The organism is Brevibacterium metallidurans, from assembly GCF_037101285.1.
Lineage (GTDB): Bacteria > Actinomycetota > Actinomycetes > Actinomycetales > Brevibacteriaceae > Brevibacterium > Brevibacterium metallidurans.
In genome coordinates this window covers 144,084-168,184 of sequence record NZ_BAAAAF010000005.1, presented here as the reverse complement: position 1 = coordinate 168,184, position 24,101 = coordinate 144,084, and the positions used below count along the sequence as shown (strand labels likewise).

The following is a 24,101-nucleotide window of genomic DNA, read 5'->3' as shown; positions in this document are numbered from 1 at the left end:
GAGCATGCAGCAGGGACATCGGGCGAGACAGGAGAGGGACGAATGGACGACACGGTCAAGGACGGCACCACAAGCCAGGGAGACGCTGACCACGGCAGCGGCGAAAGCGACCGCAGCGAGGTCGACCTCAGCGATGCGGCGGCCCGGGCGAAGCTGCACGCCGAGCTCGCCGAGCAGATCGAGACCCACCGCGGCGCCTACTACCGCGACGACCAGCCCTTGGTCTCCGACGCCGAATACGACGAACTCTCCCGTCGCCTCGAAGCACTCGAGGAGCAGTTCCCCGAACTCGTCACGGACTCCTCGCCGACCCAGACCGTCGGCGGCAGCGTCGACACCTCGACGTTCGCGCCCGTTGAGCACATCGGCCGGATGTACAGCCTCGACAACGTCTTCGACTTCGAGGAGCTGCGCGCCTGGCACGACCGTGTCCGCGACGCCGTGAGTGCGAAGTCGAAGTTCCTCTGCGAACTCAAGATCGACGGACTCGCCGTCAACCTCCTCTACCGGAACGGCGAACTCGTCCGCGCCGCCACCCGCGGCGACGGCCGCATCGGCGAGGACATCACGGCCAACGTCCGCACGATCGCCGACATCCCGCAGCGCCTCGACACCGAGTTCCCACCCGCCGAGGTGGAGATCCGCGGGGAGGTCTTCTTCCCCGTCGAGAAGTTCGCCGAACTCAACGCCCAACTCGTCGCCGAGGGCAAACCCCCGTTCGCCAACCCCCGCAACTCCGCAGCCGGGTCCCTGCGGCAGAAGGACCCTGCGGTCACGGCCTCCCGGCCCCTGCACATGCTCGTCCACGGCATCGCCGCCTGGACGCCCGCCGACGACTCCCACCCCGAACCCGCTCACCAGTCGGAGGTCTACGAGCAGTTCCGGCAGTGGGGGCTGCCGATCAGCGAGTACTACAAGGTCCTTCCCACGCTCGACGAGATCGAGGAGTTCATCTCCTACTACGGCGACCACCGCCACGACGTCACCCACGAGATCGACGGCATCGTCGTCAAGATCGACGACTTCGCCGTCCAAGAGGCCCTCGGCTACACCTCCCGGGCACCCCGGTGGGCGACGGCCTACAAGTACCCGCCGGAGGAGGTGACGACGAAGCTGCTCGACATCCAGGTCCAGGTCGGACGCACCGGCCGGGTCACCCCGTTCGCGGTCATGGAGCCCGTCACCGTCGCCGGCTCCACCGTCGAACGCGCCACCCTCCACAACGGCTACGAGGTCAAGCGCAAGGGCGTGCTCATCGGCGACACCGTCACCCTGCGCAAGGCCGGCGATGTCATCCCCGAGGTGCTCGGTCCCGTCGTCGCCGCCCGCGACGGCTCCGAACGCGAATTCGTCATGCCCACCCACTGCCCCTCGTGCGGAACCCTGCTCGGGGAGCAGAAGGAGGGCGACAAGGACGTCCGCTGCCCCAACGCACGCTCGTGCCCGGCACAGCTGGCCAACCGCGTGTACTACCTCGCCTCCCGCGCGGCCTTCGACATCGAAGCCCTCGGTGAGGAGGCCGCCGTCGCGCTCACGGCCCCCGCCGAACCCGAGACACCGCCGCTGACCTCGGAGGCGTTCCTCTTCGACCTGCGCCCCGAGGACCTCGCCGAGGTGAAGATCTGGCGCAACAAGCGGGTCAAGGGCGTCGAGACCGGGGAGCGGGAACTCGTCCCTTACTTCTACACGCGCGGGACCGCGAAGAAGCCGAGTGCACCGAGTGCGAACACGGTCAAACTCTTCGCCGAACTCGACAAAGCCAAGGACCAGGACCTGTGGCGGGTGCTCGTGGCGCTCTCGATCCGACACGTCGGCCCCACGGCCGCGCGGACGCTGGCCGCTCACTTCCACTCCCTCGCAGCGATCCGGGAGGCGAGCCTCGAGGAGCTCTCCGCCGTCGACGGCATCGGGGAGACGATCGCGCAGTCCATCCACGACTGGTTCTCAGTCGACTGGCATGAGGAGATCGTCGACCGGTGGCAGGAGGCGGGCGTGCGCATGGAGGACGAAGCCGGCGAATCCGCCCCGCAGACCCTGGCCGGTCTGACGATCGTCGCGACCGGGTCGCTGAGCACGTTCACCCGTGACGGCATCAAAGAGGCCATCCTCGCCGCCGGCGGCAAGGCCGCGAGCTCGGTGTCGAAGAAGACCGACTACGTCGTCGCCGGGGAGAACGCCGGCTCGAAGCTCGAGAAGGCCGAATCCCTCGGGGTGCCCGTGCTCGACGAGGAGGGATTCCGGAACCTGCTCACCACCGGCAGCCTCGACTGATCGCAGGCGGCGGCGACCGGACCGATCAAGCAAGAACACAGACAGAGCCAAGACCTCGGACAGTTTCGTCTGGAAGAGTGGAGGACATGAAGGCCATTCCCCGCGTGATCGCCGGCACGGCGGTCGTCCTCGCCGCCGTCCTCACCGCCGCACCGCTGTCCGCCGGGCTCGCCGACCTCGTGCTCAACCCGGCCCAGCACGGCAAACGACCAGCCGCCGAACTCACCGCGGGTCCCGCCCAGGGCCGGTCGGCCGGGGACCTCGTGGAGGCGGAGCCGTGGTTCGGCGGTCCGGCGGAGGAATCGCCCGGGGGCCTCGACACCGCCGGCGTCGCCCCGGTCACCCCGCGCACCCTCGACTCGACGGTGCCGGAGCGCTCGACAACGACTTCCTCGATCGCGGCAGGGTCGGGGGCGGAATCGGCCGAAACCCGGGTTCTCGAACTCGCCGCCGACCTCCAATCCGGGGTCGATGCCGGTGAGATCACCCAGGCCGACGCCGACAGAGTGCTCGGCGACATGGCCTCCTACATCCGCGGAGAGAGGACCTGGCCGGAACGGGCGAGCGTGTGAGCACGATTCCGCACAGTTCGCACTGGGGAGCCTTCACCGCCGTCGTCACCGACGACGCCGTCACCGAGATCCGTCCACCCGCCGACGACGCCCACCCGAGTCCGATGCTGCGCGACTTCGCCGAATCCGTCGACTCACCGCTGCGAGTGCGCCGCCCCGCCGTCCGCTCCTCGTGGCTCGAGGCAGTGCGCGCCCGGCGCGAAGCTCACGTACGGCCCTCCGAGGACCGCCTCGGCGAGCAGCACCTCGACGAGCACGACGGCCCCGGCCACCTCGGCGAGGAGAGGCGCACGCACCTGCGCGGATCCGACCCCTTCGTCGAGATCGACTGGGACGAGGCCCTCGACCTCGTCGCGGGCGAACTCGAGCGGGTGCGGACCGTCCACGGCAACGCCGCGATCTTCGGCGGGTCCTACGGGTGGGCGAGCGCCGGCCGCTTCCACCATGCCAGGACCCAGCTGCACCGCTTCCTCAACGCGATCGGCGGCCACACCTCGCAGGTCGGCAACTACAGCTTCGGGGCAGCCGCGGCGATCCTGCCCCATGTGCTCGGGCCCGCCCAGTTCGCCAACGGCCGGCTGAGCAGCTGGGACGTCGTCGCCGAGCACACGCAGCTGTGGGTGATGTTCGGCGGCCTGGCGATGAAGAACACGCAGCTCGAATCCGGGGGCCTCTCGGCCCACCCGATTCCCGAACGGCTGCGCGAGACCCGGGCCCACGGCTGCCGGTTCGTCTCGGTCTCACCGATCAGGGACGACGCCCCCGATGTCGTCGACCCCGAGTGGATGCCGATCCGACCGAACACGGACACCGCGCTCATGCTCGGCCTCGCCCACACCCTCCTCGTCGAGGACCTCCATGACGCGGACTTCCTCACCACGCACTGCGTGGGGTGGGAGCGGTTCCGCGACTACCTCCTCGGCGAGGCCGGCGACGACACCATCGTCAAGGACGCCGACTGGGCGGCGGCGATCACACAGATCCCGGCTGAGACCATCCGCGCCCTCGCCCGGGACATGGCCGCCCACCGGACGATGATCTCCGTCGCCTGGTCGCTGCAGCGCGCCGACCACGGGGAGCAGCCGTTCTGGGCAGCGCTCGCGCTGGCCGCGATGCTCGGGCAGATCGGTCTGCCCGGCGGCGGCTTCGGCTACGGATACGGGGCGACGGGGACGATGGGCAGCTGGCAGCACCCGTTCCCCTCGCCGAGGCTGCCGGTCGGTGACAACCCCGTGACCGCCCCCATCCCCGCCGCCCGGATCGCCGACATGCTCCTGGGCCCCGGTGAGGAGTACGAGTTCGACGGGGAGGTCCGCCGCTACCCGGACACCCGGCTCGTCTACTGGGCCGGCGGCAATCCGTTCCACCACCATCAGGACCTCAACCGGCTGCGCCGTGGGTGGACGCGCCCCGAGACCGTCATCGTCCACGAACCGTTTTGGACGGCCACGGCCCGGCACGCCGACATCGTGCTCCCGGCGACGACGAGCCTTGAGCGCAACGACCTCGGTGCGGCCTCGGGCGACAGGCGGATCGTCGCGATGCACCGGGCGCTGACCCCCCGCCACGAGGCGCGCTCGGACTGGGAGATCTTCCGAGCGCTGGCCGCCCGCCTCGGCGAATCCGATGGTTTCACGGCCGGCCGGGACGAGATGGAGTGGATCGAGCACCTCTACACCAGCACCCGTGCCGCCGCGTCCGCCCACGGCATCGACCTGCCCGACTTCGCGACCTTCTGGGAGGCCGGAGGCGTCGACATCCCGCAGGGCTCGACCGTGCTGCTCGAGGATTTCCGCACCGACCCGGATGCGCATCCGCTCGAGACCCCGAGCGGACGCATCGAACTCTTCTCCGAGACCATCGCCGGCTTCGGCTACGACGACTGCCCGGGTCACCCGGCATGGATCGAACCCGGCGAATGGCTCGGCGCTGCCGACGCCCCGCCGGGGTCCCTCCACCTCGTGTCCAACCAGCCGGAGCACCGACTCCACAGCCAACTCGACATGTCCGGCGGCAGCCGGTCCGCGAAGGTCTCAGGACGCGAACCGTGCCGACTCAACCCCGCCGATGCCGCCCGACGCGGGATCGCCGACGGCGACATCGTCCGGGTCTTCAACGACCGCGGCGCGTGCCTGGCCGGAGCCCGCCTGAGCGAGGACGTCCGGCCCGGCGTCATCCAGCTCTCCGCCGGCGCCTGGTATCAGGCAGCCGACCCCACGGTCGACGGGTCCCTCGAGATCCACGGCAACCCCAACGTCCTCACCCGCGACCGCGGAACCTCCCGGCTCGGACAGGGACCCGCGGCGCTCTCGACGCTCGTGCGGGTCGAAGCCCACCGGGATGCGGCACCCGCGGTGACCGTGACGAGCAGGCCCCCGACCTTCGTCGACTGAGTCGGCGCAGGCACCGAGCCCGCCCACTCTCGACGGACCCACCCCAGCCGGTCCCTCAGCCCGGGCTCGCACGGACCGGGGGAGCACCTCGGCGAGGAGGAGATCACGTGCGGACTGCACGGGCGCAGGCAGGGGAGAGACTAGACTTGTCGCAGTGTTGAACGACGATGAAAGGCAGGGAATGACGGAGTCCTCCGCAATCACCCCCGCACAGGTGGCGCACTTGGCGTCGCTGTCGCGGATCGCCATGAGCGAAGACGAACTGGCCGCACTCGCCGGCGACCTCACCACGATCGTGGGGAACGTGGCGCGGGTCAACGAGGTCGCCGGGGACGACGTTCCGGCCACGAGCCACCCGATCGCCCTGTCCAATGTGCTCCGCCCCGACGAGGTGGGACCGACGCTGACCAGCGAGCAGGCGCTCGCGGCCGCCCCCGCCTCGGCGGATGAGAAGTTCCTCGTCCCGCAGATCCTCGGGGAGGAGTGACATGAGCGAACTCATCACTGCCGACGCCCTCGAACTCGCCGCAGGACTGGCCTCCGGCGAGTTCTCCTCCGTCGAGGTCACGCAGGCCCACCTCGACCGCATCCGGGAGACGGAGGACGACTTCGGCTCGTTCATCACCGTCACCGACGACCTCGCCCTGACGACGGCCAAGGACGTCGACGACCGTCGCGCCCGCGGTGAGGACCTCCACGCGCTCGCCGGAGTGCCGATCGCGCTCAAGGACCTCGTCGTCACCGAAGGCGTGCGCACGACCGCAGCCTCGAAGATCCTCGAGAACTGGGTGCCGCCGTACGAATCGACCGTCCACCTCAAGGTCAAGGCCGCCGGACTGCCCGTGCTCGGCAAGACCAACCTCGACGAATTCGCGATGGGCTCGACGACCGAGCACTCGGCGTTCGGCACCACCCGCAACCCGTGGAACCTCGACCATGTCCCCGGCGGCTCCTCCGGCGGCGCGGCCGCGGCCCTTGCCGGGTTCCAGGCGCCCCTGTCCGTGGGCACCGACACCGGCGGCTCCGTCCGCCAGCCCGCCGCCTTCACCGGCACCGTCGGCGTCAAGCCCACCTACGGGTCGATCTCGCGCTACGGCATCATCGCGATGGCCTCGAGCCTCGACCAGGTCGGCCCCATGGGCCGCAGCGTCGCCGACGCGGCAGCCCTCCACGGCCTCCTCGCCGGACACGACCCGCTCGACTCGACCTCACTGCCCGACCCGGTCGCCGACTTCGTGAGCATCGCGAAGAACGGCAGCCTCAAGGGCAAGAAGCTCGGCGTCATCAAGCAGCTCATCGGCGACGGCTACGAGGCCGGGGTGACCGCTGCGTTCACCGCCGCACTCGACGTCGCCGCGGCAGCCGGCGCCGAGATCGTCGAGGTCGACTGCCCGGCGATCTCGTACGCCCTCGACGCGTACTACCTCATCATGCCCTCCGAGGTGTCCTCGAACCTCGCCCGCTACGACGGCATGCGCTACGGTCTGCGCGTCGAACCCGAGACCGGCCCGGTGACCGCGGAGACCGTGATGTCAGCGACCCGTGCCGCCGGCTTCGGCGCCGAGGTCAAGCGCCGCATCATCCTCGGCACGTACGCGCTCTCGGCCGGCTACTACGACGCCTACTACGGTTCGGCGCAGAAGATCCGCACCCTCGTCCAGCGGGACTTCGCGAAGGCCTTCGCCTCCGCCGACGTCCTCGTCTCCCCGACGGCCCCGACGACGGCCCTGAGGTTCGGCGCGGAGTCCGCGTCCGACCCGATGGCCCTCTACCTCGGCGACGTCGCGACCCTGCCGGCCAACCTCGCCGGCATCCCCGGACTCTCCCTGCCGGCCGGGCTCTCCGACGGCCTGCCCGTGGGCTTCCAGATCCTCGCCCCGGCCCGTGAGGACGCCCGCATGTACGCGGTGGCCGGTCCGCTCGAGGCGGCGCTCGAAGCTGCCGGATCCCGCGTGCTCAACACCCTTGCGGAAGGACTGACGAAGTGAAATACGACGAGGCGATCAAGAAGTACGATCCCGTCATCGGCATCGAGGTCCACGTCGAGCTCGGCACCGCGACGAAGATGTTCGACGCGGCCCCGAACACCTTCGGCGGGGGCCCGAACTCGAACATCACCCCCACCTCGCTCGGTCTGCCCGGCTCGCTGCCGGTGGTCAACGCCAAGGGCGTCGAGTACGCGATCAGGATCGGGCTGGCGCTCGGCTGCGAGATCGCCGAATCCTGCCGGTTCGCGCGGAAGAACTACTTCTACCCCGACGTGCCCAAGGACTTCCAGACCAGCCAGTCCGATGAGCCCATCGCCTCCGAAGGCTCCGTCGAGATCGAACTCGAGGACGGCACCGCGTTCACGATCCCCGTCGAGCGCGCCCACATGGAGGAGGACGCCGGGAAGAACACGCACATCGGCGGTGCCGCCGGGCGCATCCACGGAGCCGACCATTCGCTCGTCGACTACAACCGGGCCGGGGTTCCGCTCGTCGAGATCGTCACCCATCCGATCACGGGCACGGGGGAGCGGGCCGCCGAGGTGGCCGCCGCCTATGTGCGGACCCTGCGCGACATCTTCCGCGCCCTCGGGGTCTCCGAGGCGAAGATGGAGCAGGGCAACGTCCGTGCCGACGTCAACGTCTCCCTGCGTGAGAGCCCCGAGGCTCCGCTGGGTACGCGCACCGAGACGAAGAACGTCAACTCGTTCCGGTCGATCGAACGCGCCGTGCGCTTCGAGATCGCCCGGCAGGCCACCGTGCTCGAGGCCGGGGAGACCGTGGTCCAGGAGACCCGGCACTTCCACGAGGACACGGGGGAGACGACCTCGGGGCGCGTGAAGTCCGACGCCGACGACTACCGGTACTTCCCGGAACCCGACCTCGTTCCCCTCGTCCCGTCCCGCGAATGGGTCGAGGAGATCAAGGCGTCCCTGCCGGAGCTGCCGGCGCAGAAGCGCCGCCGGCTGACCGCGGAATGGGGCTTCTCCGACCTCGAGATGCGCGACATCGTCAACGCCGGTCTCCTCGAGGCCATCGAGGACACCGTCGTCGCGGGCAGCCCCGCACCGGCGGCCCGCAAGTGGTGGACCGGTGAGATCGCCCGCCTGGCCAACCAGCGCGAGATCCACCCGACCGAACTCGTCACCCCCGCCCAGGTCGCCGCGCTCACCGCGCTGCTCGCCGACGGCAAGCTCAACGACCGGCTGGCGAAGGACGTCCTCGCAGGCGTCGCCGACGGTGAGGGCGAACCCGCCGAGGTGATGAGCGCCCGGGGACTCGAGATCGTCGAGGACACCGGTGCGCTCGAGGCCGCCGTCGACGAGGCGATCGCGGGCAACCCCGACGTCGTCGAGAAGATCAAGGGCGGGAAGATGCAGGCCATCGGCGCGCTCATGGGACCGATCATGAAGGCCACCCGCGGCCAGGCCGACGCCGGCAAGGCCAAGGAGCTCATCCTCGCCAAGATCAACGGCTGAGGCTCCGGCGGACTCAGCGTTGGTCCAGCCACACCCTCTAGACTCTCCCGAAAGGGAGTCGGGATCCGACTCGGATCCGGCTCCCATGGATGAGTCGGAGGGTGTGGCTTCTCGCATTCTCCGTGGTGGCGGCGTCGGATGAGCAGTCGTCGTCATCGTGCAGAGCGTGGAGGTGGACGCGATGGCCCATGCGTGGAAGGCACTGTGGAAGAGCGAATGCGGCAGGACCGTGCCGATCTACCGCGTGCTCGTTCCCGAGAGCGTCAACGATGAGATCCTCGAGGCGTGGAAGGCCCGCGGCTACCGGTACACGGCCGGGTCTCCGAGCGCGATCATGCTCACCGGTGCGATGCGGCGGAACTTCTTCCGCTCGAGTGCGATGTTCAAGGGCGGCACCGCAGCCGGCAGCGCGGTCACCGTGGGCTTCGCCGCCCCCGGCGGGCTGGCCCTGATCACAGGATTCTTCGATGCCGCGCTGACGTTCGGCATCCTCGGCGGGGCGACAGCCGTGGGCACGGGCGTCTACGCCGCGGTCACGGCCCCGAAGTACCTCCGGGACCCCAAACGACTCAACCGCCGCAATCGGCAGCGCGCCGCCGGCGCCGAATGGCTGACGCCCGCGAGTCTCGGCTATCTGCCGGGGCGCAAGGAAGGCCGGGACACCGACGAGCAGCGCCTCTTCCACCTTGCGGTGACCACCGCACGGAAGATCGTGCGCACCCGTGCGTGGACGCATCCGATCCTCACCGACCATGTCTCGCGTGTCGACCTCGACCACGCGGTCGCGTCGATCGGGGTGCGCCTGGCCGAACTCGTGCGGCTGCGCGAGGAGATCGAGAGCATCAAGGACGCAGGGACGGCGGCGACGGTCGAGGCGTACCTGACGAAGCTCGCGGTCGCGTTCACCTCGATGGCGAACCGGGTCGTGTCGATGCACGAGTACTATCTGCGGCTGCTCGAACTCGATCAGCAGCTCGTCCTGCTCCACAATTCGGAGCGCTCCCGCGAACTCGGCGACCGGGTCCTCGACGTGCTCTCCCGCACCGCCGCCGACGATTCCGCCGACTGGCAGTTCCGAGAGCTGCGCATCGATGCCGACTCCCAGTCCGAGGTCATCTCCGGTCTGCTCGCCGAACTCGAGCAGACCGCCGACACCTTCGACGACTTCGACACCCGCCTCGCCGCGGCTCAGAAGTCCCTCGAGACCGAGACGGGACCGGGGCCGCAGCAGCCGGCGCAGTGACCGGGGCCCCGGCCCGAGGTCAGCGACCCGGGCGGCCCGACGTCAGTGGCCGAACGGGTCCGGGTCGACTCCGGGCATCCACGAGAGTCCGGGCTCGTTGAAGCCTGCGGCGGCCTGCTCCTTCTTCCACTTCTTCGACCAGCGCTTGTCGAGCCGGTCGACATAGAGCGTGCCGAGCAGATGGTCGTACTCGTGCTGCATGATCCGGGCGAACCATCCCTCGGCGCTCAGTGAGACCGGCTCACCGAACTCGTCGACGCCGTTGATCGTCACCCGCTCGGCCCGCTTGAGCGGGAAGTCGAGGCCGGGGACCGAGAGGCAGCCCTCGGTCTCCTCGGCGGGGTCGGGGCGGGTATCGGGGATCCGTGAGGACACGAGCACCGGGTTGATGAAGGTCCCGCGGCGGCGCACGCCTGCGTCGTCGTCGGCGTGGTAGACGAAGATCCGCTTGCCCACGCCGATCTGCGGTGCCGCAAGCCCGACGCCGTTGCTCGCATCGAGGGTCTCGTGCATATCGGCGACGAGCGTGCGCAGTTCGTCGTCGAAGTCGGTGACGGTCTCGGCGGGACGGTGGAGCACGGGTTCGCCGTAGATGACGATGGGATGAACGGTCATGGACTCCATCGTATCCAGTGCGCGGCGGCATTCCCTGCCGCCTGCACGTGAGCGTGGCCACCGAGACGACGCGCTCGCCCCCGCGGCCCACCTCTGCGCCCCGAAACCCTGCCACCGTACCCCGACGCGCTCGCCCCGCGCGCATCTCAGATTCCGGCGCCCGGTGCCCGCCCCGGCACCGCGCGGTCGGTACGCGGGCAGGGTCGGTGCCCCGCCTCGGCGAGGGATGATTGCTCAGCGGTTCTGGTGTGTTCACGGGAAGACGCGCACGTCGCCCGAGCCGGTGTCGCCGGGGTGACCTGGCGATGACGTGAATGTGTCGCCATGTGTCGAACTATTTCGCCCCCAGCGAACACGGATTGTTGAGCAACCCGTGAGGAGGCGAACGTTCGGGTCGCGTGGTTAAGATGGGCCGTACGACGTCTCGTTCCACGAGATGACAGGGCCACGTGCCGCGGACCGGCGCGCTGGTGCACAGCACCGCAGGCAAGCACACCTGGAAGGACTTGACTTGACCATCTACAGCAACGTCTCCGAACTGGTCGGCCGCACGCCGCTGATCCGCCTCAACAAGGCGAGCGAGCGCACGGGCGCCGAGATCATCGCGAAGCTCGAGTCGTACAACCCCGCGAACTCCGTCAAGGACCGCATCGGTGTGGCCATGATCGACGCCGCCGAGGCGTCCGGTCAGCTCCAGCCCGGCGGCACGATCGTCGAGGCGACCTCCGGCAACACCGGCATCGCCCTGGCCATGGTCGGAGCCTCGCGCGGCTACAAGGTCGTGCTCACGATGCCCGAATCGATGTCGAAGGAGCGCCGGGCGCTGCTGCGCGCCTTCGGCGCCGAACTCGTCCTCACCGACAAGGCCCTGGGTATGAAGGGCGCTGTCGAGAAGGCCGAGGAGATCGCCGCCGACGGCGCCGTCCTCGTCCGCCAGTTCGAGAACGAGGCCAACGTCGCGATCCACAAGGCGACGACCGGACCTGAGATCCTCGCCGACACAGACGGTGACATTGACATCTTCGTCGCCGGCATCGGCACCGGCGGTACGATCTCCGGTGCCGGCGCGGCTCTGCGCGAGGCGAAGCCCGACGTCACGATCGTCGCCGTCGAGCCCTCGGCCTCGCCGCTGCTGACCGAAGGCAAGGCCGGACCGCACACGATCCAGGGCATCGGCGCGAACTTCGTGCCCGCGATCCTCGACACGAAGATCTACGACGAGGTCGTCGACGTCGACAACGACGCCGCCTTCGATCGTGCCCGCAATCTCGCCCTCGAGGAAGGGCTGCTCGTCGGCATCTCCTCGGGTGCCGCACTCGTCGCCGCCGAGGAGGTCGCCTCGCGCCCGGAGAACGCCGGCAAGCGCGTCGTCGTCATCCTCCCGGACTTCGGCGAGCGCTATCTCTCGACCCCGCTGTTCTCCGAGTACCTCGACGACTGAGTGAACGAGGGCCCGGGTGCTCGCGTGACCGAGTGCTCGGGCGTACCGGGTGCGTGAACGCGGGGACCGCACCGAGGGGGCGTCGGACTTCGACGCCCCCTCGGTCGTTCGGACCGCTGCTCAACCTCGGAAGTGGGGCTCGATCGTCGGGCGGACGGGATCACTCGCCGAGGCGGTGGCTGGGTAGGGTCGGAGAAGAGAGGCGAAGGAGAGAGCTGAGATGAAGGCACTGTGGACGTTGGCGGCGGCAGCGGCAGGAGCGGCGGCCTACGGGTTGAGTCGGAAGGGCGTCCGGGAGGCTCTGCGCGAGGATCTCGATACGGTGCAGCGCCGTGACCCGGCGGCGTCGAACGACTTCGTCTCGATCCTCTCCTATCCCGGACTCCATGCGATCTGGGCGCATCGGGGGCTCCACCGGATGTGGCAGCACGATGAGCTCAAGATCCCCGCTCGCCTCCTCTCCCAAGTCGTACGCACGCTCACGGGTGTCGAGATCCATCCGGGGGCGACGATCGGCAGACGGTTCTTCATCGATCACGCGAACGGCGTCGTCATCGGGGAGACCTCGGAGATCGGCGACGACGTCATGCTCTACCACCAGGTCACCCTCGGCGGGACGTCGATGGAGAAGACGAAGCGGCACCCCACGCTCGGCAACCACGTCCTCGTCGGTTCGGGGGCGAAGATCCTCGGTCCCGTCGTCGTCGGCGACAACTCGTCGGTGGGAGCCAACGCCGTCGTCGTCAAGGATGTCGCGCCGGATTCGAGCGCGGTCGGCATCCCCGCTACGGTCCGTCCCAAGCGCACCGGTGCCGCGCCGGAATCGGTGCCGACGCCCAAGACTGCCAGCGCAGCTCCGGACGCGAAGCGCACGCCGGAGCGCGCCTCCGACGAGGCGGACTTCGAGCTCTTCGACCCCGCCATCTGGATCTGAAAGGGCGCGTCCTCGTGCCCGCATGTCGCTCAGTGGAGGATCCGTCTCGCTGAACGGGCCGATTTCAACTCGGATCCTCCACTCAACGCCTGTGCCTGCGCCGACTCATGTGCTGAGAGCCTGTGGACGAAGGAGGGCGCCGGGGCGAGTCGATACGAGTTCACACCGAACCAGGCTCCGGTGAGCGGACTGAGAAGGCACCGCACCCACTCGTGCTCTCCGTGCTGTGGATCGGCCGAGGCTGTCCACAGGCCCCTGATCGGCGGTGGTCACCGGCGGCGATCCGGTGGACGCTTCGCTCATGTGGAACTCACGCAACGGACCGGTGGCCTTGCGCCCCGTGCCGACCCCGTTCACCGCGAAGGATCTCCCTCGCAGGGGCGTCACGCATTACGCCCTGTCATTCGAGCCCCGGTACGAGCAGGTCTTCCGGGGCGTATGGATCGACACCTCGGATGCCGACGCAGTTCCAGTGCCGGCGTGGGCGGACAGCCGATGGAACCGCGCATGGATCGAGCTCCGCAGCATCCGCCTGCTGCATCCCGGGCTCGCTGGGGGCCACGCGACCGCGGCGCGGCTCTACGGGCTGCCGCTGCCGAATCGGATGAACTCAGAGGACCTGCACGTGAGCACCGGCGATATGGCGATGCGTATCGAGCGCCCCGGTGTTCGCCTCCATCGGCGACGTCGCTTCGCATCCGAACACATCGCACTCCTCGACGTCTCGCTGGTGACCGTTCCGCTGCTGCTTGTCGAGCTGGCGCCGGATCTCACGCGTGACGAACTCGTCCAGCTCGGCGACGCGGCGATCGGGCGGCAGGCAGGTGCGCCCTACATCTCGCTCGACGAGCTGAAGCGCAGTGTCCTCGACCATCCGAGACTCCGATCGCGTGACAAGCTCGAGGAAGCGCTCTCGCTCATGCGTCCGACCGTCGACTCACCGCGGGAGACGTGGCTGCGCCTCTGGCTGATCGCCAACGGCTTCCCCGAACCCGCCGTGCACCCGGCCGTGCCGAGTGAGGTCGGGAGGTGCATCCTCCACCCTGACCTGGGCTACCCGGAACTGCGGATCGCCATCGAGTACGAGGGCGACCACCACCGCACCTCTCCCGATGCCTTCGCCGCCGACATCCGCCGCCGCGAACTCCTCGAAGCCGAAGGGTGGGTCGTTCTGCGGGTGGCCAAGCGCACCGACATGGGGGCGTTCTCACGGTCGCTGTCCACCCATATGGCTCGCCGAGGAGGCCTGCAGTGACCGCGTCCCGACTCGTTCGGTCGGGGTGCCCGAGTTGAGTGGAGGATCCACCGCGAGATCCGGCCGTGGATCGACGTGGATCCTCCACTTAAGCATCTGAAAGCGCGGGCTGGGAACGCCTCCCGGACTGCGCTCGCTGACCACGGGAATACATCCGGAACCTTGACTGTTAAGATTTCAACAAGTTACTTCAAAACTGAAGTTTTAACCACTGTAGGCTGGCCCCACACGAGGCTGACCACAGAGACGAGGAGCAGTCATGGAATTCGGAATCTTCACCATCGGGGATGTCACCACCGACCCGACGAACGGCGAGACCGTCTCGGAGCACCAGCGCATCAAGAACACCGTCGAGCTCGCGAAGAAGGCCGAAGAGGTCGGACTCGACGTCTTCGCCACGGGTCAGCACCACAACCCGCCCTTCGCGGCACCGGCCAACCCGCCCGTGCTGCTGGCCAACATCGCCGCCCAGACCGAGAAGATCAACCTCTCGACGGCGACCACGCTCATCACCACGACCGACCCCGTGCGCATCGCCGAGGACTACTCGTATGCTCAGCACCTCGCCGACGGCCGCCTCGACCTCATCATGGGCCGCGGCAACACCGGGCCCGTCTACCCGTGGTTCGGCAAGGACATCCGCGCCGGCATCCCGCTGGCAGTGGAGAACTACAACCTCCTCTACCGCCTGTGGCGGGAGAAGAACCTCGACTGGGAGGGCAAGTTCCGCACCCCGCTCAACGGCTTCACGGTCACCCCGTGGCCGCTCGACGACGTCCCGCCGTTCGTGTGGCATGGGTCGATCCGCAGCCCGGAGATCGCGGAGCAGGCCGCCTATTACGGTGACGGCTTCTTCCACAACAACATCTTCTGGCCGACCTCGCACACCGCGCGCATGGTCCAGCTCTACCGCCAGCGGTACGAGTACTACGGCCACGGCACCGCGGAGCAGGCGATCGTCGGACTCGGCGGTCAGGTGTTCATGCGCAAGAACTCGCAGGACGCGATCAAGGAGTTCCGACCCTACTTCGACAACGCCCCCGTCTACGGCCACGGCCCCAGCCTCGAGGACTTCGCGTCCCAGACCCCGCTGACCGTGGGCTCGCCGCAGGAGGTCATCGAACGCACCCTGAGCTTCCGCGACTGGGCCGGTGACTACCAGCGTCAGATGTTCCTCATCGACCATGCCGGCCTGCCGCAGAAGACGGTGCTCGAACAGCTCGACATCCTCGGCGAGGAGGTCGTGCCGGTCCTGCGCAAGGAGTTCGCGAAGAACCGTCCGGCCGACGTCCCCGACGCCCCGACCCACGAGTCGCTGGTCATCCGGCACCGTGAGGGCAAGGACCCCATCCCCGGAGGCGGCCCCGGTTCGCGTGCCTACGAGGACCGCGAGGCCCGTGCCGCCGAGGCGATGAAGGCCGAAGAGGCCCAAGCAGCCGAGACAGGAGCGCAGAGCGAATGAAGATCCTCGCAGTCACGACCTCGCTGAGCGAGGACTCGACGACGCAGAAGCTCGCGGACAGGATCATCGAGGCGGCCGCCTCGGCGGGGGAGGCCGCAGGCATCGAGACGACCACGGACAGCATCAACGTCCGCGCCCTGAGCACGGCACTGACCGACATGGCCCTGACCGGGTTCCGGTCCGAGGAGCTCGAGGCCGCGTACCGGAAGGTCGCCGAGGCGGACGCGATCATCACCGTCACCCCGGTCTACAAGGTCGCCCCGGTGGGACTGCACACCTTGTTCTGGCAGCTCATCGACGAACAGGTGCTCGCCGGGACCCCCGTGCTCATCGCCTCGACCGGCGGCACCGCCCGCCATTCGCTGGCCGGTGACACCGGGATGCGCCCGATGCTCACCTACCTCAAGGGCATCGTCGTGCCGACCACGGTGTTCGCCGCGACCGACGACTGGGGCAGTGCCGAAGGGGCGCGCGCACTCACCTCCCGGGTGCGGCAGTCCGCCGAGGAGCTCATCGACCTCACGGCGGCCGTCCGCGGCTACACCGGCACCGAGGCGGCTTCCACGGACACCTCCGAGGGCAATGAGGGACCCGACAGCCTGGCCCCGCACCGGATCACGATCGGCCGCGGTGGGAAGCGCGGCGGCAGCGACGAGTTCGATCCCGACCGGATCACCCCGTTCGCACAGCTGCTCGAGGGCTGAGCGTGTCCGAGACGACGGCCGCCCCGATCATCCGGTTCGGGCGCGGCCGTGAAGAACGTGCCCAGCAGGCGTGGCGGACCTACTTCGAGACCTCGCAGCGCCTGCGGCAGGTGCTCGACGACCGGCTCAAGGAGCAGGCAGGGCTGAGCGTGAGCGACTACAACGCCCTCCTGCTCTTGTGGGAGGCGCCCGAGAGGACGCTGACCATGGGGGCACTGGCCAAACGGCTCGTGTTCTCGCCCTCGCGGCTGAACTACCGCATCAAGGTGCTCGAGGACGCCGGTCTCGTCGAGAAGCTCGCGTGCGCCGAGGATCGACGGTCCCACAACATCCGCCTCACCGAGGCGGGGGGACGTCGGTTCCTCGACGCCGCCCGACTCCACAGCAGGGCCGTCGACGAGGTGTTCCTCTCCCACGTCGACGACGCGGAGCTCGAGGTCATCGAGACGGTGTTCTCCCGGATCGCGAAAGCCCTTCCGTGAGCCTCTGAGACTCGTGTCACAATGGCCCTATGACGGACACCTCGACGATCACGACCATCGCCTTCCCCGACTCCGAGCTGCGCAATCGCGTCATCGCCAGGATCCCCGCGCACCAGCGGGCCAACGTCGACCTGGTCGTCTACTCCGACAAGGAGAAGTCGGCGAAGCTCAGCCGTGATGACGTCGATGTCGTGGTCCTGCCGTACATGGATTCGGCGGGGACGATCGAACTGCTGCCGCAGCTGCCGAACCTCCGGCTCGTCATCACCCAGACGACGGGCTACGACCCGGTCGCGCACCTGCCCGAACAGGGCATCCAGGTCGCCACGGCCTCCGGTGTCCACACGGGCGGGACGGCGGAGCTCGCGCTCGCGCTCACCCTGGCGAGCCTGCGTGGAATCGACGACGCGGTGCGCAGCCAGGTCTCCCGGACCTGGGACCACCGGCGTCACCGGTCGCTGCAGGACCGGCGGGTCATGATCATCGGGGTCGGGGAGATCGGGCGGGCGATCGCCGATCGGTTCGCGCCCTTCGAGGTCGAACTCACCCGGGTGGGCACGACGGCCAGGGAGGACGAGCGCGGCGTCGTCCACGGCGTCGACGAACTCCCCGACCTCCTGCCCCACACCGACGTCGTCGTCCTCATCACCCCGCTCACCGAGTCGACGCAGCACCTCGTCGACGCGGAGTTCCTCCGGCAGCTGCCCGACAATGCGCTCATCGTCAACGTCGCCCGCGGCAAGGTCGTCGACACCGACGCCCTCGTCGCCGAACTCTCGACCGGCCGACTCCATGCCGCCCTCGACGTCATGGATCCGGAGCCGCTGCCGGAGAACCACCCGCTGTGGGGGACCCCGAACACGCTCATCACCCCGCACGTCGGCGGTGACACCTCGGCGTTCGAGCCCCGGGTCGTCAAGATCCTCGCCGAGCAGGTGCGGCGGATCAACGACGGCGAACGCCTGCTCAACGTCGTCGTCGAGGACTGAGCGTCGAGGACTGAGCTTCGAGGGCTGAGCGTCGAGCGCTGAACCCCCACGTCAGGGCCGGTGCCGGGCCGTCGCCGAGACATCGGAGCGGGTGCATTTCGGGCACTGTCCGACGTGGAGGAGACTGCGTTGCAGGTGCTCCGAAACCCTGGTTCCACGATGCGAGAATGACGCCGACGTATCGCGGACAGGGGCGTAGAGTGCCCCCATGAGCATCGATACCGACACTTCCCGACCCGACATCAAACCCCGTTCCCGCGATGTCACCGACGGACTCGAGAGCACCGCCTCGCGCGGCATGCTCCGGGCCGTCGGCATGGGCGACGACGACTGGGCGAAGCCGCAGATCGCCGTGGCCTCCTCGTGGAACGAGATCACGCCGTGCAACCTCTCGCTCCAGCGTCTCGCCGGAGCCGCGAAGGAGGGCGTGCACGCCGCGGGCGGCTACCCGCTCGAGTTCGGCACGATCTCCGTCTCCGACGGCATCTCCATGGGACACGAGGGCATGCACTACTCGCTCGTCTCCCGTGAGGTCATCACCGACTCGGTCGAGACCGTGATGAGCGCCGAACGCCTCGACGGCTCCGTGCTCATGGCCGGCTGCGACAAGTCGATCCCCGGCATGCTCATGGCCGCCGCCCGCCTCGGACTCTCGAGCGTCTTCCTCTACAACGGCTCGATCATGCCCGGCACCGCGAAGCTCTCCGACGGCACGGAGAAGGAAGTCACCCTCATCGACGCCTTCGAAGCCGTCGGCGCGTGCCGCGCGGGCACGATGACCAGGGAGGACGTCGACGCCATCGAACGCGCCGTCTGTCCTGGTGAGGGTGCCTGCGGTGGGATGTACACGGCGAACACGATGGCCTCGGCCGCCGAGGCGATGGGCATGTCCCTACCCGGTTCCGCGGCCCCGCCGGCCATCCACCGCAACCGCACGATCTACGCCCGCCAGTCCGGTGAGGCCGTCGTCAACCTCCTGCGCAAGGGGATCACGACGAAGGACATCATCACGAAGGAGTCGCTGCACAATGCGATCGCCGTGGTCATGGCCTTCGGCGGATCGACCAACGCCGTCCTCCACCTCCTCGCGATCGCCGCGGAGGCCGGGGTCGACCTCGAACTCGACGACTTCAACCGGATCGGCGACAAGGTCCCGCACCTCGGCAACGTCAAGCCCTTCGGCGAGTACGTCATGAACGACGTGTTCAAGATCGGCGGCGTCCCCGTCGTCATGAAGGCCCTCCTCGACGCGGGTCTGCTCAACGGCGACTGCATGACGGTGACGGGCAAGACCGTGGCCGAGAACCTCGCCGCGATCAACCCGCCCGACCCCGACGGCAAGATCCTCCGGGCGCTGAACGACCCGATCCACGCGACCGGCGGCCTCACCGTCCTGCGGGGATCGCTCGCCCCCGAGGGTGCCGTCGTCAAGTCTGCGGGCTTCGACGCCGACGTCTTCGAGGGCACCGCCCGTGTCTTCGACCAGGAGCAACCGGCGATGGACGCCGTGCTGAACGGCGAGCTGAAGAAGGGCGACGTCGTCGTCATCCGCTACGAGGGCCCCAAGGGCGGTCCCGGTATGCGCGAGATGCTCGCGATCACGGGAGCGATCAAGGGCGCAGGCATCGGCAAGGACGTCCTCCTCATCACCGACGGTCGCTTCTCCGGAGGCTCGACGGGCCTGTGCATCGGCCACGTCGCGCCTGAGGCCGTCGACGGCGGCCCGATCGCCCTCGTCGAGGACGGGGACAGGATCACCGTCGACATCGCCGCCCGCTCGATCGACCTCCACGTCGACGAGGAGGTCCTGGCCGAACGCCGCAAGTCGTGGACGATCCCGGAGAACCACCGCCTCACCGGCGTCCTCGGCAAGTACGCGAAGCTCGTCCAGTCGGCCTCGACCGGCGCCGTGTGCCGCTGACCGTCGGTCGGTCTCACTCGATGCGCGTCGTTGTCCTCGACGACTACCAGAACGTGTCCCGCACGTTCGCGGACTGGTCGACCCTCGGCGCCGAGGTCGAGGTCGTCACCCGTCCCATCGTCGACACCGCTGACCTGGTGTCCGTGCTCACCGGCGCCGAGGCGGTCGTCGCGATGCGCGAACGCACCGTCTTCGACGCGGACCGTCTCGGTCGGCTGCCCGACCTCCGGCTGCTCGTGACCACAGGGGCGGCGAACGCGTCGATCGACCTCGAGGCTGCCCGGCAGCACGGCGTCACGGTGTGCGGCACCGAGGCCCCGCGCACCGCCACACCGGAGCTGACCTGGGGGCTCATCCTCGCCGTGCTCCGCCACATTCCCGCGGAGGATGCCAGGCTGCGGGCCGGCGGCTGGCAGGAGACGGTCGGGGGAGACCTCGCCGGGTCCCGCCTCGGCGTCATCGGTCTCGGTCGGCTGGGGTCGCAGGTCGCCCGGATCGGGCAGGCCTTCGGGATGGACGTCGTCGCGTGGAGTGAGAACCTCACCCCGGAGCGCGCCGCCGAGGTCGGTGTGCAGGCGGTGTCGAAGGCCGAGCTGCTGGCCACCTCCGATGTCGTGACGATCCACTACAAGCTGGGCGAACGGAGCCGGGGTCTTATCGGGGCGCCGGAGCTGGCGCTGATGAAGCCGAACGCGATCCTCATCAACACTTCGCGTGCGGGCCTCGTGGACACGGATGCGCTGGTCAGCGCGCTCGAGGCTGGCCGCATCCGCGGGGCCGGCATCGACGTCTTCGACTCGGAGCCTCTGCCGGTGGACCATCCGCTGCGGAGCTTGCCGCGCACCGTGCTCACCCCGCACCTCGGCTACGTCACCGAGGGAACCTATCGGATCTTCTACCCGCAGGCGCTCGAGGACATCGCCGCGTGGATGGCGGGGGAGCCGATCCGGGTGCTCACATAGGGCCGAGCTGTGCCCACCTGGGGTCGAGCTGCGCCTATCCGGGGTCGACCTGGCTGAGAATCCTGCGTCCGGGGCTTGCGTTCGAGCGCGCTCGAACTCGTAGCGTCATCGTCATGACCACGAATGACACGACCCCAGAACCCACCCGTACCCCGACTCCAACGACCACCATCCCGACCCCAACGATCGCCACCTCGGCGCCCGCCGCCAAGGACACCGCCACCTCGGCGACCGCGGCCCCGGGCGCCACCTCGGCGACCGCGACCCCTGACCCCGCATCCAGCCGCCCCGCGCGCTGGGCCATCACCGGGGCCTCCCAGGGCTTCGGCCGGGCGCTGACCGACGAGGTCCTGCGCCGAGGTCACGACGTCATCGCGGTGGTCCGCTCCCGCGAGTCCCTTGACGGTGCCGTCGCAGAGGTCGGTGACCGGCTGACGGTCCTCACCGCGGATCTGCGCGACCCCGACTCCGTCATTGAGCTGGGTGAGGCGATCGCGGCCCGCGACGTCGATGTGCTCGTCAACAACGCCGGGCGGGCGATCGTCGGGGCGGTCGAGGAGATCAGCCTCGGCGAACTGCGAGAGCAGCTTGAGCTGAACTTCTTCGCGGCGGCCGCACTCACACGCGCGGTCCTTCCGTCGATGCGGTCGCGGTCCCGCGGAGCGATCGTGCAGATGAGCAGTCAAGGCGGCAGGGTCTCGTTTCCCGCGGCCGGAGCGTACTCGGCGAGCAAGTTCGCGCTCGAGGGCTGGTCGGAGGCGCTTGCAGCCGAAGTCCGGCCGCTGGGCGTCGGCGTGATGCTCGTCGAGCCCTCCCGGTTCCGGACCGGGTTCAACACGGCGCATTCGCTTCGCACGGTGGCCGAGTCAGGCGCCTATGCCGACACGGTCGGACCTGCGCGCGCGGACCTCACCGCGGTCGACGGCAAGCAGGAGGGCGATCCCGTCCGTGCCGCCCGGATCATCGTCGACCTCGTCGAGGAGGAACTCGCGAATCGCAGTCAGCTGCCCCTGCGCCTTCCCCTCGGCGCCGAGGCGGTGCGGCGTCTGCGCGCGGCGTACAGTGGGAACGCGGCCGAAGTCGACCGGTGGGCCGAGCTTGCCGCCAGCGCCGACTTCCCGGGGATGCCGCCATCGAGAAGGGCGGTGTGAGTATGGCGACGGACGATCTCATGAGTCGGATCCTCGCCGATCTGGGCGACTTCGTCGAGGTCGACGGGACGCTGCCGGTCGAGGTCATCCACCGCCTCGTCGATTCGGGGGAGAGCGGTTCGCCCATGTCGATCGCCGAGGTGGCGCAGATGCTCGGCCTCTCCGCCCACACCCTGCGGTACTACGAGAGCCAGGGTCTCGTCACGGTCGGCCGTGACTCGGCCGGGCACCGGGTCTATGACACCGCGGCGCAGCGGCGTCTCGTCTTCCTCACCCGGATGCGGCTGTCCGGGATGCCGATGCGCGACCTCGCGCACTACGTCGAGCTCGTCGAGCAGGGGGAGGAGACGGTGCCGGAGAGACTCGACCTCCTGCTCGAGCACCGTGACACGGTCCGGCGGCGGATCCGCGAACTCACGCTTTCGCTTGCGGCAACGGAGTACAAGATCGCGACCTACGGCGGTCGCACGGGCGACGAGTCCCCGGCGACCGAGACCCCCTGAGCTTCTGCGCCCGAGAACGCCGAACGCGGACGATGCCGCAGCATCGCCCGCGTTCTGCGGCTCGGGTCGGTCCACCTCGGCGAGGACGGTCACCTCAGCCCATCTCGGCGAGGATCCTCCACCTCGGCGAGGACAGACCCGAAACGGACCGGTCAGTTCACCTCGGCGGGATCGGCGGAGACGCGACCGCCGTTCTCGAGGGCATCGATCGACGCCATCTCCGCGTCAGTGAGTTCGAAGTCGAAGACGTCGATGTTCTGGGCCATGCGCTCGCGGTTGTTCGACTTGGGGAAGAGGATGTGGCCGCGCTGCAGGTGCCAGCGGATGATGACCTGGGCCCACGACTTGCCGTGTGCGGCCGCGATCTCACCGATGACGGTCGACGCGTAGTCGACGTTGCCCTGGCCCAGCGGCCCCCAGGCCTCGATCTTGATGTCGTTCTCGGCGAGCAGGGGGCGGGTGTCGATCTGCTGGAACTGCGGGTGCAGCTCGATCTGGTCGACGGCCGGGATGATGCCGGTCTCGAGGATCTCCGGCAGGTAGCGATAGTCGAAGTTCGACACGCCGATCGACCGGGTCAGGCCCGCATCGCGGTAGCCGGGGAAGGCCTCCCAGGTCTCGACGGCGTTGTTCTGCGCCGGGGTCGGCCAGTGGATGAGGTAGAGGTCGACGTAGTCGAGGCCGAGCTTGGTCAGGCTCTCCTCAAGCGCGCGGCGCGACTCGGCGGCACCGTGGCGGTCGTTCCACAGCTTCGTCGTGACGAAGAGGTCCTCGCGGGCGATGCCCGAGTTCTTCAGCGCTCGGCCCACGCCCTCCTCGTTGCCGTAGACCGCTGCGGTGTCGATGTGACGGTAGCCGACCTCGAGGGCGTCGGTGACGATGCGCTCGGTTTCCTTCGGGTCGACCTTGAAAACGCCGAAGCCGAGCTGGGGGATGGTCTTGCCGTCGTTGAGAGTGAGAGTGGGTACCGACATGGTGTCGCCTTTCGTCACGGATGGGAGTCTGGTCGGCGCCCGCTGGGGCGCTTCGACAGGACGGCTGCCGTTCTCCGGCACCCGTCCGAGCGTACAACGACACAAGGCGCCTGGGGCATTCCCCGATCCGGCCGATTTCTCCGAGGTTCCCGTTCAACGGGAGAGGGACTCCTGTCCTCGCCGAGGCGGTCGCCCTGGTCAGTCGGCGATGGCCCGGTCAGGCGGTCGCCCTGGTCAGGCGGTGAACACCGTGTGGACGTCTCCGGTGTGGGCGCGGCCGACCAAGTCGGTGAGTTCGAGGACGACGGCGGAGCCGACCACCTCGGCGCCGAGTTCCGTGACGAGTGCCTGGGCGGCGGTGAGCGTGCCGCCGGTGGCGAGGATGTCGTCGACGAGGAGGACGCGGTCGCCGGGGTGAAGCACGTCCGGGGCTTCGATCGTCGCGGTACCGTATTCGAGCGAGTAGGACACGGCGGCCGCGGGTTTCGGCAGCTTCCCGGCCTTGCGGATGGGGAGGATGCCGGCGCCGGTCATCACGGCGATCGCTCCGGCGAAGAGGAAGCCGCGCGCTTCGAGTCCGCCGACGAAGTCGAAGCGCCCGACGAACGGGGCGACGAGCGCCTCGGTGACGGCGGTGAAGGCGGGACCGTCGGCGAGCAGCGGAGAGATGTCGCGGAAGTTCACCCCCGGCTCCGGATAATCGGGGATCGAGGTGATGAGGGCCTGCGCGCGGTCGAGATGTGCGTTCGTCACGGGTCAACCC

The 24,101-nt window shown here is 69.1% G+C and carries 21 protein-coding genes; 18 read left to right on the top strand and 3 right to left on the bottom strand.

Annotated elements, in window-relative coordinates:
- The first annotated feature begins 42 nt into the window (after positions 1-42).
- The 7 genes from ligA (at position 43) to AACX88_RS08680 (ending at position 9,945) form a co-directional block, all read left to right on the top strand.
- On the top strand, positions 43-2,271 hold the full coding sequence (gene ligA / locus AACX88_RS08710; RefSeq protein WP_339392643.1) for an NAD-dependent DNA ligase LigA: 2,229 nt from the start codon (positions 43-45) through the stop codon (positions 2,269-2,271).
- Positions 2,272-2,357: 86 nt separating this feature from the next.
- Positions 2,358-2,843, top strand: a complete 486-nt coding sequence (locus AACX88_RS08705; protein ID WP_339392642.1) for a hypothetical protein — start codon at positions 2,358-2,360, stop codon at positions 2,841-2,843.
- On the top strand, positions 2,840-5,236 hold the full coding sequence (locus tag AACX88_RS08700) for a molybdopterin-dependent oxidoreductase (protein WP_339392641.1): 2,397 nt from the start codon (positions 2,840-2,842) through the stop codon (positions 5,234-5,236). The genes AACX88_RS08705 and AACX88_RS08700 overlap by 4 nt, the downstream gene beginning before the upstream one ends.
- A gap of 181 nt (positions 5,237-5,417) precedes the next feature.
- Positions 5,418-5,723 (top strand): Asp-tRNA(Asn)/Glu-tRNA(Gln) amidotransferase subunit GatC, encoded by a 306-nt coding sequence (gene gatC, locus AACX88_RS08695; RefSeq protein ID WP_339392690.1) that lies wholly within the window; start codon positions 5,418-5,420, stop codon positions 5,721-5,723.
- Position 5,724: 1 nt separating this feature from the next.
- A complete protein-coding gene (gatA, locus tag AACX88_RS08690) occupies positions 5,725-7,224 on the top strand; it encodes an Asp-tRNA(Asn)/Glu-tRNA(Gln) amidotransferase subunit GatA (RefSeq protein ID WP_339392640.1) in 1,500 nt (499 codons plus the stop codon).
- Positions 7,221-8,702, top strand: a complete 1,482-nt coding sequence (gatB, locus tag AACX88_RS08685) for an Asp-tRNA(Asn)/Glu-tRNA(Gln) amidotransferase subunit GatB (protein ID WP_339392639.1) — start codon at positions 7,221-7,223, stop codon at positions 8,700-8,702. Before gatA ends, gatB begins: the two co-directional genes overlap by 4 nt.
- Before the next feature lie 181 nt (positions 8,703-8,883).
- Positions 8,884-9,945 (top strand): hypothetical protein, encoded by a 1,062-nt coding sequence (locus tag AACX88_RS08680; protein WP_339392638.1) that lies wholly within the window; start codon positions 8,884-8,886, stop codon positions 9,943-9,945.
- A 42-nt stretch (positions 9,946-9,987) separates the two neighbouring features.
- Here AACX88_RS08680 and def read toward each other — a convergent pair whose 3' ends face one another.
- Positions 9,988-10,560 carry a peptide deformylase gene (def, locus tag AACX88_RS08675; RefSeq protein WP_339392637.1) on the bottom strand — a complete coding sequence of 191 codons (573 nt, stop codon included), beginning with the start codon at positions 10,558-10,560 and terminating at the stop codon, positions 9,988-9,990.
- Positions 10,561-11,071: 511 nt separating this feature from the next.
- Between def and cysK the strand changes: the two genes are divergently transcribed.
- The 11 genes from cysK (at position 11,072) to AACX88_RS08620 (ending at position 22,364) form a co-directional block, all read left to right on the top strand.
- Positions 11,072-12,001 carry a cysteine synthase A gene (cysK, locus tag AACX88_RS08670; protein WP_339392636.1) on the top strand — a complete coding sequence of 310 codons (930 nt, stop codon included), beginning with the start codon at positions 11,072-11,074 and terminating at the stop codon, positions 11,999-12,001.
- Between the two features lie 220 nt (positions 12,002-12,221).
- Positions 12,222-12,935 carry a serine O-acetyltransferase EpsC gene (gene epsC / locus AACX88_RS08665; protein ID WP_339392635.1) on the top strand — a complete coding sequence of 238 codons (714 nt, stop codon included), beginning with the start codon at positions 12,222-12,224 and terminating at the stop codon, positions 12,933-12,935.
- Between the two features lie 301 nt (positions 12,936-13,236).
- The gene (locus AACX88_RS08660) at positions 13,237-14,190 is read left to right on the top strand and encodes an endonuclease domain-containing protein (protein WP_339392634.1); all 954 of its coding nucleotides are present in this window, start codon (positions 13,237-13,239) and stop codon (positions 14,188-14,190) included.
- Positions 14,191-14,449: 259 nt separating this feature from the next.
- Positions 14,450-15,652 (top strand): LLM class flavin-dependent oxidoreductase, encoded by a 1,203-nt coding sequence (locus AACX88_RS08655; RefSeq protein ID WP_339392633.1) that lies wholly within the window; start codon positions 14,450-14,452, stop codon positions 15,650-15,652.
- Positions 15,649-16,356 carry a CE1759 family FMN reductase gene (locus AACX88_RS08650; protein WP_339392632.1) on the top strand — a complete coding sequence of 236 codons (708 nt, stop codon included), beginning with the start codon at positions 15,649-15,651 and terminating at the stop codon, positions 16,354-16,356. The genes AACX88_RS08655 and AACX88_RS08650 overlap by 4 nt, the downstream gene beginning before the upstream one ends.
- Positions 16,357-16,358: 2 nt before the next feature.
- On the top strand, positions 16,359-16,838 hold the full coding sequence (locus AACX88_RS08645; RefSeq protein ID WP_339392631.1) for a MarR family winged helix-turn-helix transcriptional regulator: 480 nt from the start codon (positions 16,359-16,361) through the stop codon (positions 16,836-16,838).
- Positions 16,839-16,867: 29 nt separating this feature from the next.
- Complete coding sequence (locus tag AACX88_RS08640) at positions 16,868-17,827, top strand: 2-hydroxyacid dehydrogenase (protein ID WP_339392630.1); 960 nt, start codon at positions 16,868-16,870, stop codon at positions 17,825-17,827.
- Positions 17,828-18,035: 208 nt separating this feature from the next.
- On the top strand, positions 18,036-19,748 hold the full coding sequence (gene ilvD / locus AACX88_RS08635) for a dihydroxy-acid dehydratase (protein ID WP_339392629.1): 1,713 nt from the start codon (positions 18,036-18,038) through the stop codon (positions 19,746-19,748).
- Positions 19,749-19,768: 20 nt separating this feature from the next.
- Positions 19,769-20,710, top strand: a complete 942-nt coding sequence (locus AACX88_RS08630; RefSeq protein WP_339392628.1) for a D-2-hydroxyacid dehydrogenase family protein — start codon at positions 19,769-19,771, stop codon at positions 20,708-20,710.
- 113 nt (positions 20,711-20,823) lie between these two features.
- On the top strand, positions 20,824-21,861 hold the full coding sequence (locus tag AACX88_RS08625) for an SDR family NAD(P)-dependent oxidoreductase (protein WP_339392627.1): 1,038 nt from the start codon (positions 20,824-20,826) through the stop codon (positions 21,859-21,861).
- Positions 21,862-21,863: 2 nt separating this feature from the next.
- Entirely contained in the window at positions 21,864-22,364 is a 501-nt protein-coding gene (locus AACX88_RS08620) for a MerR family transcriptional regulator (RefSeq protein WP_339392626.1), read from the top strand.
- Between the two features lie 152 nt (positions 22,365-22,516).
- Here the strand turns inward: AACX88_RS08620 and AACX88_RS08615 are convergent, their stop codons facing one another.
- Both AACX88_RS08615 and AACX88_RS08610 read right to left on the bottom strand, forming a co-directional pair.
- Complete coding sequence (locus tag AACX88_RS08615; protein ID WP_339392625.1) at positions 22,517-23,338, bottom strand: aldo/keto reductase; 822 nt, start codon at positions 23,336-23,338, stop codon at positions 22,517-22,519.
- Positions 23,339-23,572: 234 nt separating this feature from the next.
- On the bottom strand, positions 23,573-24,091 hold the full coding sequence (locus AACX88_RS08610; RefSeq protein ID WP_339392624.1) for an adenine phosphoribosyltransferase: 519 nt from the start codon (positions 24,089-24,091) through the stop codon (positions 23,573-23,575).
- Positions 24,092-24,101 lie beyond the last annotated feature (10 nt).

Bases quoted from the DNA above. Each gene is read 5' to 3' on its own strand.
- ligA (WP_339392643.1), top strand. From the start codon at position 43: ATGGACGACACGGTCAAGGACGGCACCACAAGCCAGGGAGACGCTGAC.
- AACX88_RS08705 (WP_339392642.1), top strand. From the start codon at position 2,358: ATGAAGGCCATTCCCCGCGTGATCGCCGGCACGGCGGTCGTCCTCGCC.
- gatC (WP_339392690.1), top strand. From the start codon at position 5,418: ATGACGGAGTCCTCCGCAATCACCCCCGCACAGGTGGCGCACTTGGCG.
- gatA (WP_339392640.1), top strand. From the start codon at position 5,725: ATGAGCGAACTCATCACTGCCGACGCCCTCGAACTCGCCGCAGGACTG.
- AACX88_RS08680 (WP_339392638.1), top strand. From the start codon at position 8,884: ATGGCCCATGCGTGGAAGGCACTGTGGAAGAGCGAATGCGGCAGGACC.
- def (WP_339392637.1), bottom strand. From the start codon at position 10,560: ATGACCGTTCATCCCATCGTCATCTACGGCGAACCCGTGCTCCACCGT.
- epsC (WP_339392635.1), top strand. From the start codon at position 12,222: ATGAAGGCACTGTGGACGTTGGCGGCGGCAGCGGCAGGAGCGGCGGCC.
- AACX88_RS08660 (WP_339392634.1), top strand. From the start codon at position 13,237: ATGTGGAACTCACGCAACGGACCGGTGGCCTTGCGCCCCGTGCCGACC.
- AACX88_RS08655 (WP_339392633.1), top strand. From the start codon at position 14,450: ATGGAATTCGGAATCTTCACCATCGGGGATGTCACCACCGACCCGACG.
- AACX88_RS08650 (WP_339392632.1), top strand. From the start codon at position 15,649: ATGAAGATCCTCGCAGTCACGACCTCGCTGAGCGAGGACTCGACGACG.
- AACX88_RS08640 (WP_339392630.1), top strand. From the start codon at position 16,868: ATGACGGACACCTCGACGATCACGACCATCGCCTTCCCCGACTCCGAG.
- ilvD (WP_339392629.1), top strand. From the start codon at position 18,036: ATGAGCATCGATACCGACACTTCCCGACCCGACATCAAACCCCGTTCC.
- AACX88_RS08630 (WP_339392628.1), top strand. From the start codon at position 19,769: ATGCGCGTCGTTGTCCTCGACGACTACCAGAACGTGTCCCGCACGTTC.
- AACX88_RS08625 (WP_339392627.1), top strand. From the start codon at position 20,824: ATGACCACGAATGACACGACCCCAGAACCCACCCGTACCCCGACTCCA.
- AACX88_RS08620 (WP_339392626.1), top strand. From the start codon at position 21,864: ATGGCGACGGACGATCTCATGAGTCGGATCCTCGCCGATCTGGGCGAC.
- AACX88_RS08615 (WP_339392625.1), bottom strand. From the start codon at position 23,338: ATGTCGGTACCCACTCTCACTCTCAACGACGGCAAGACCATCCCCCAG.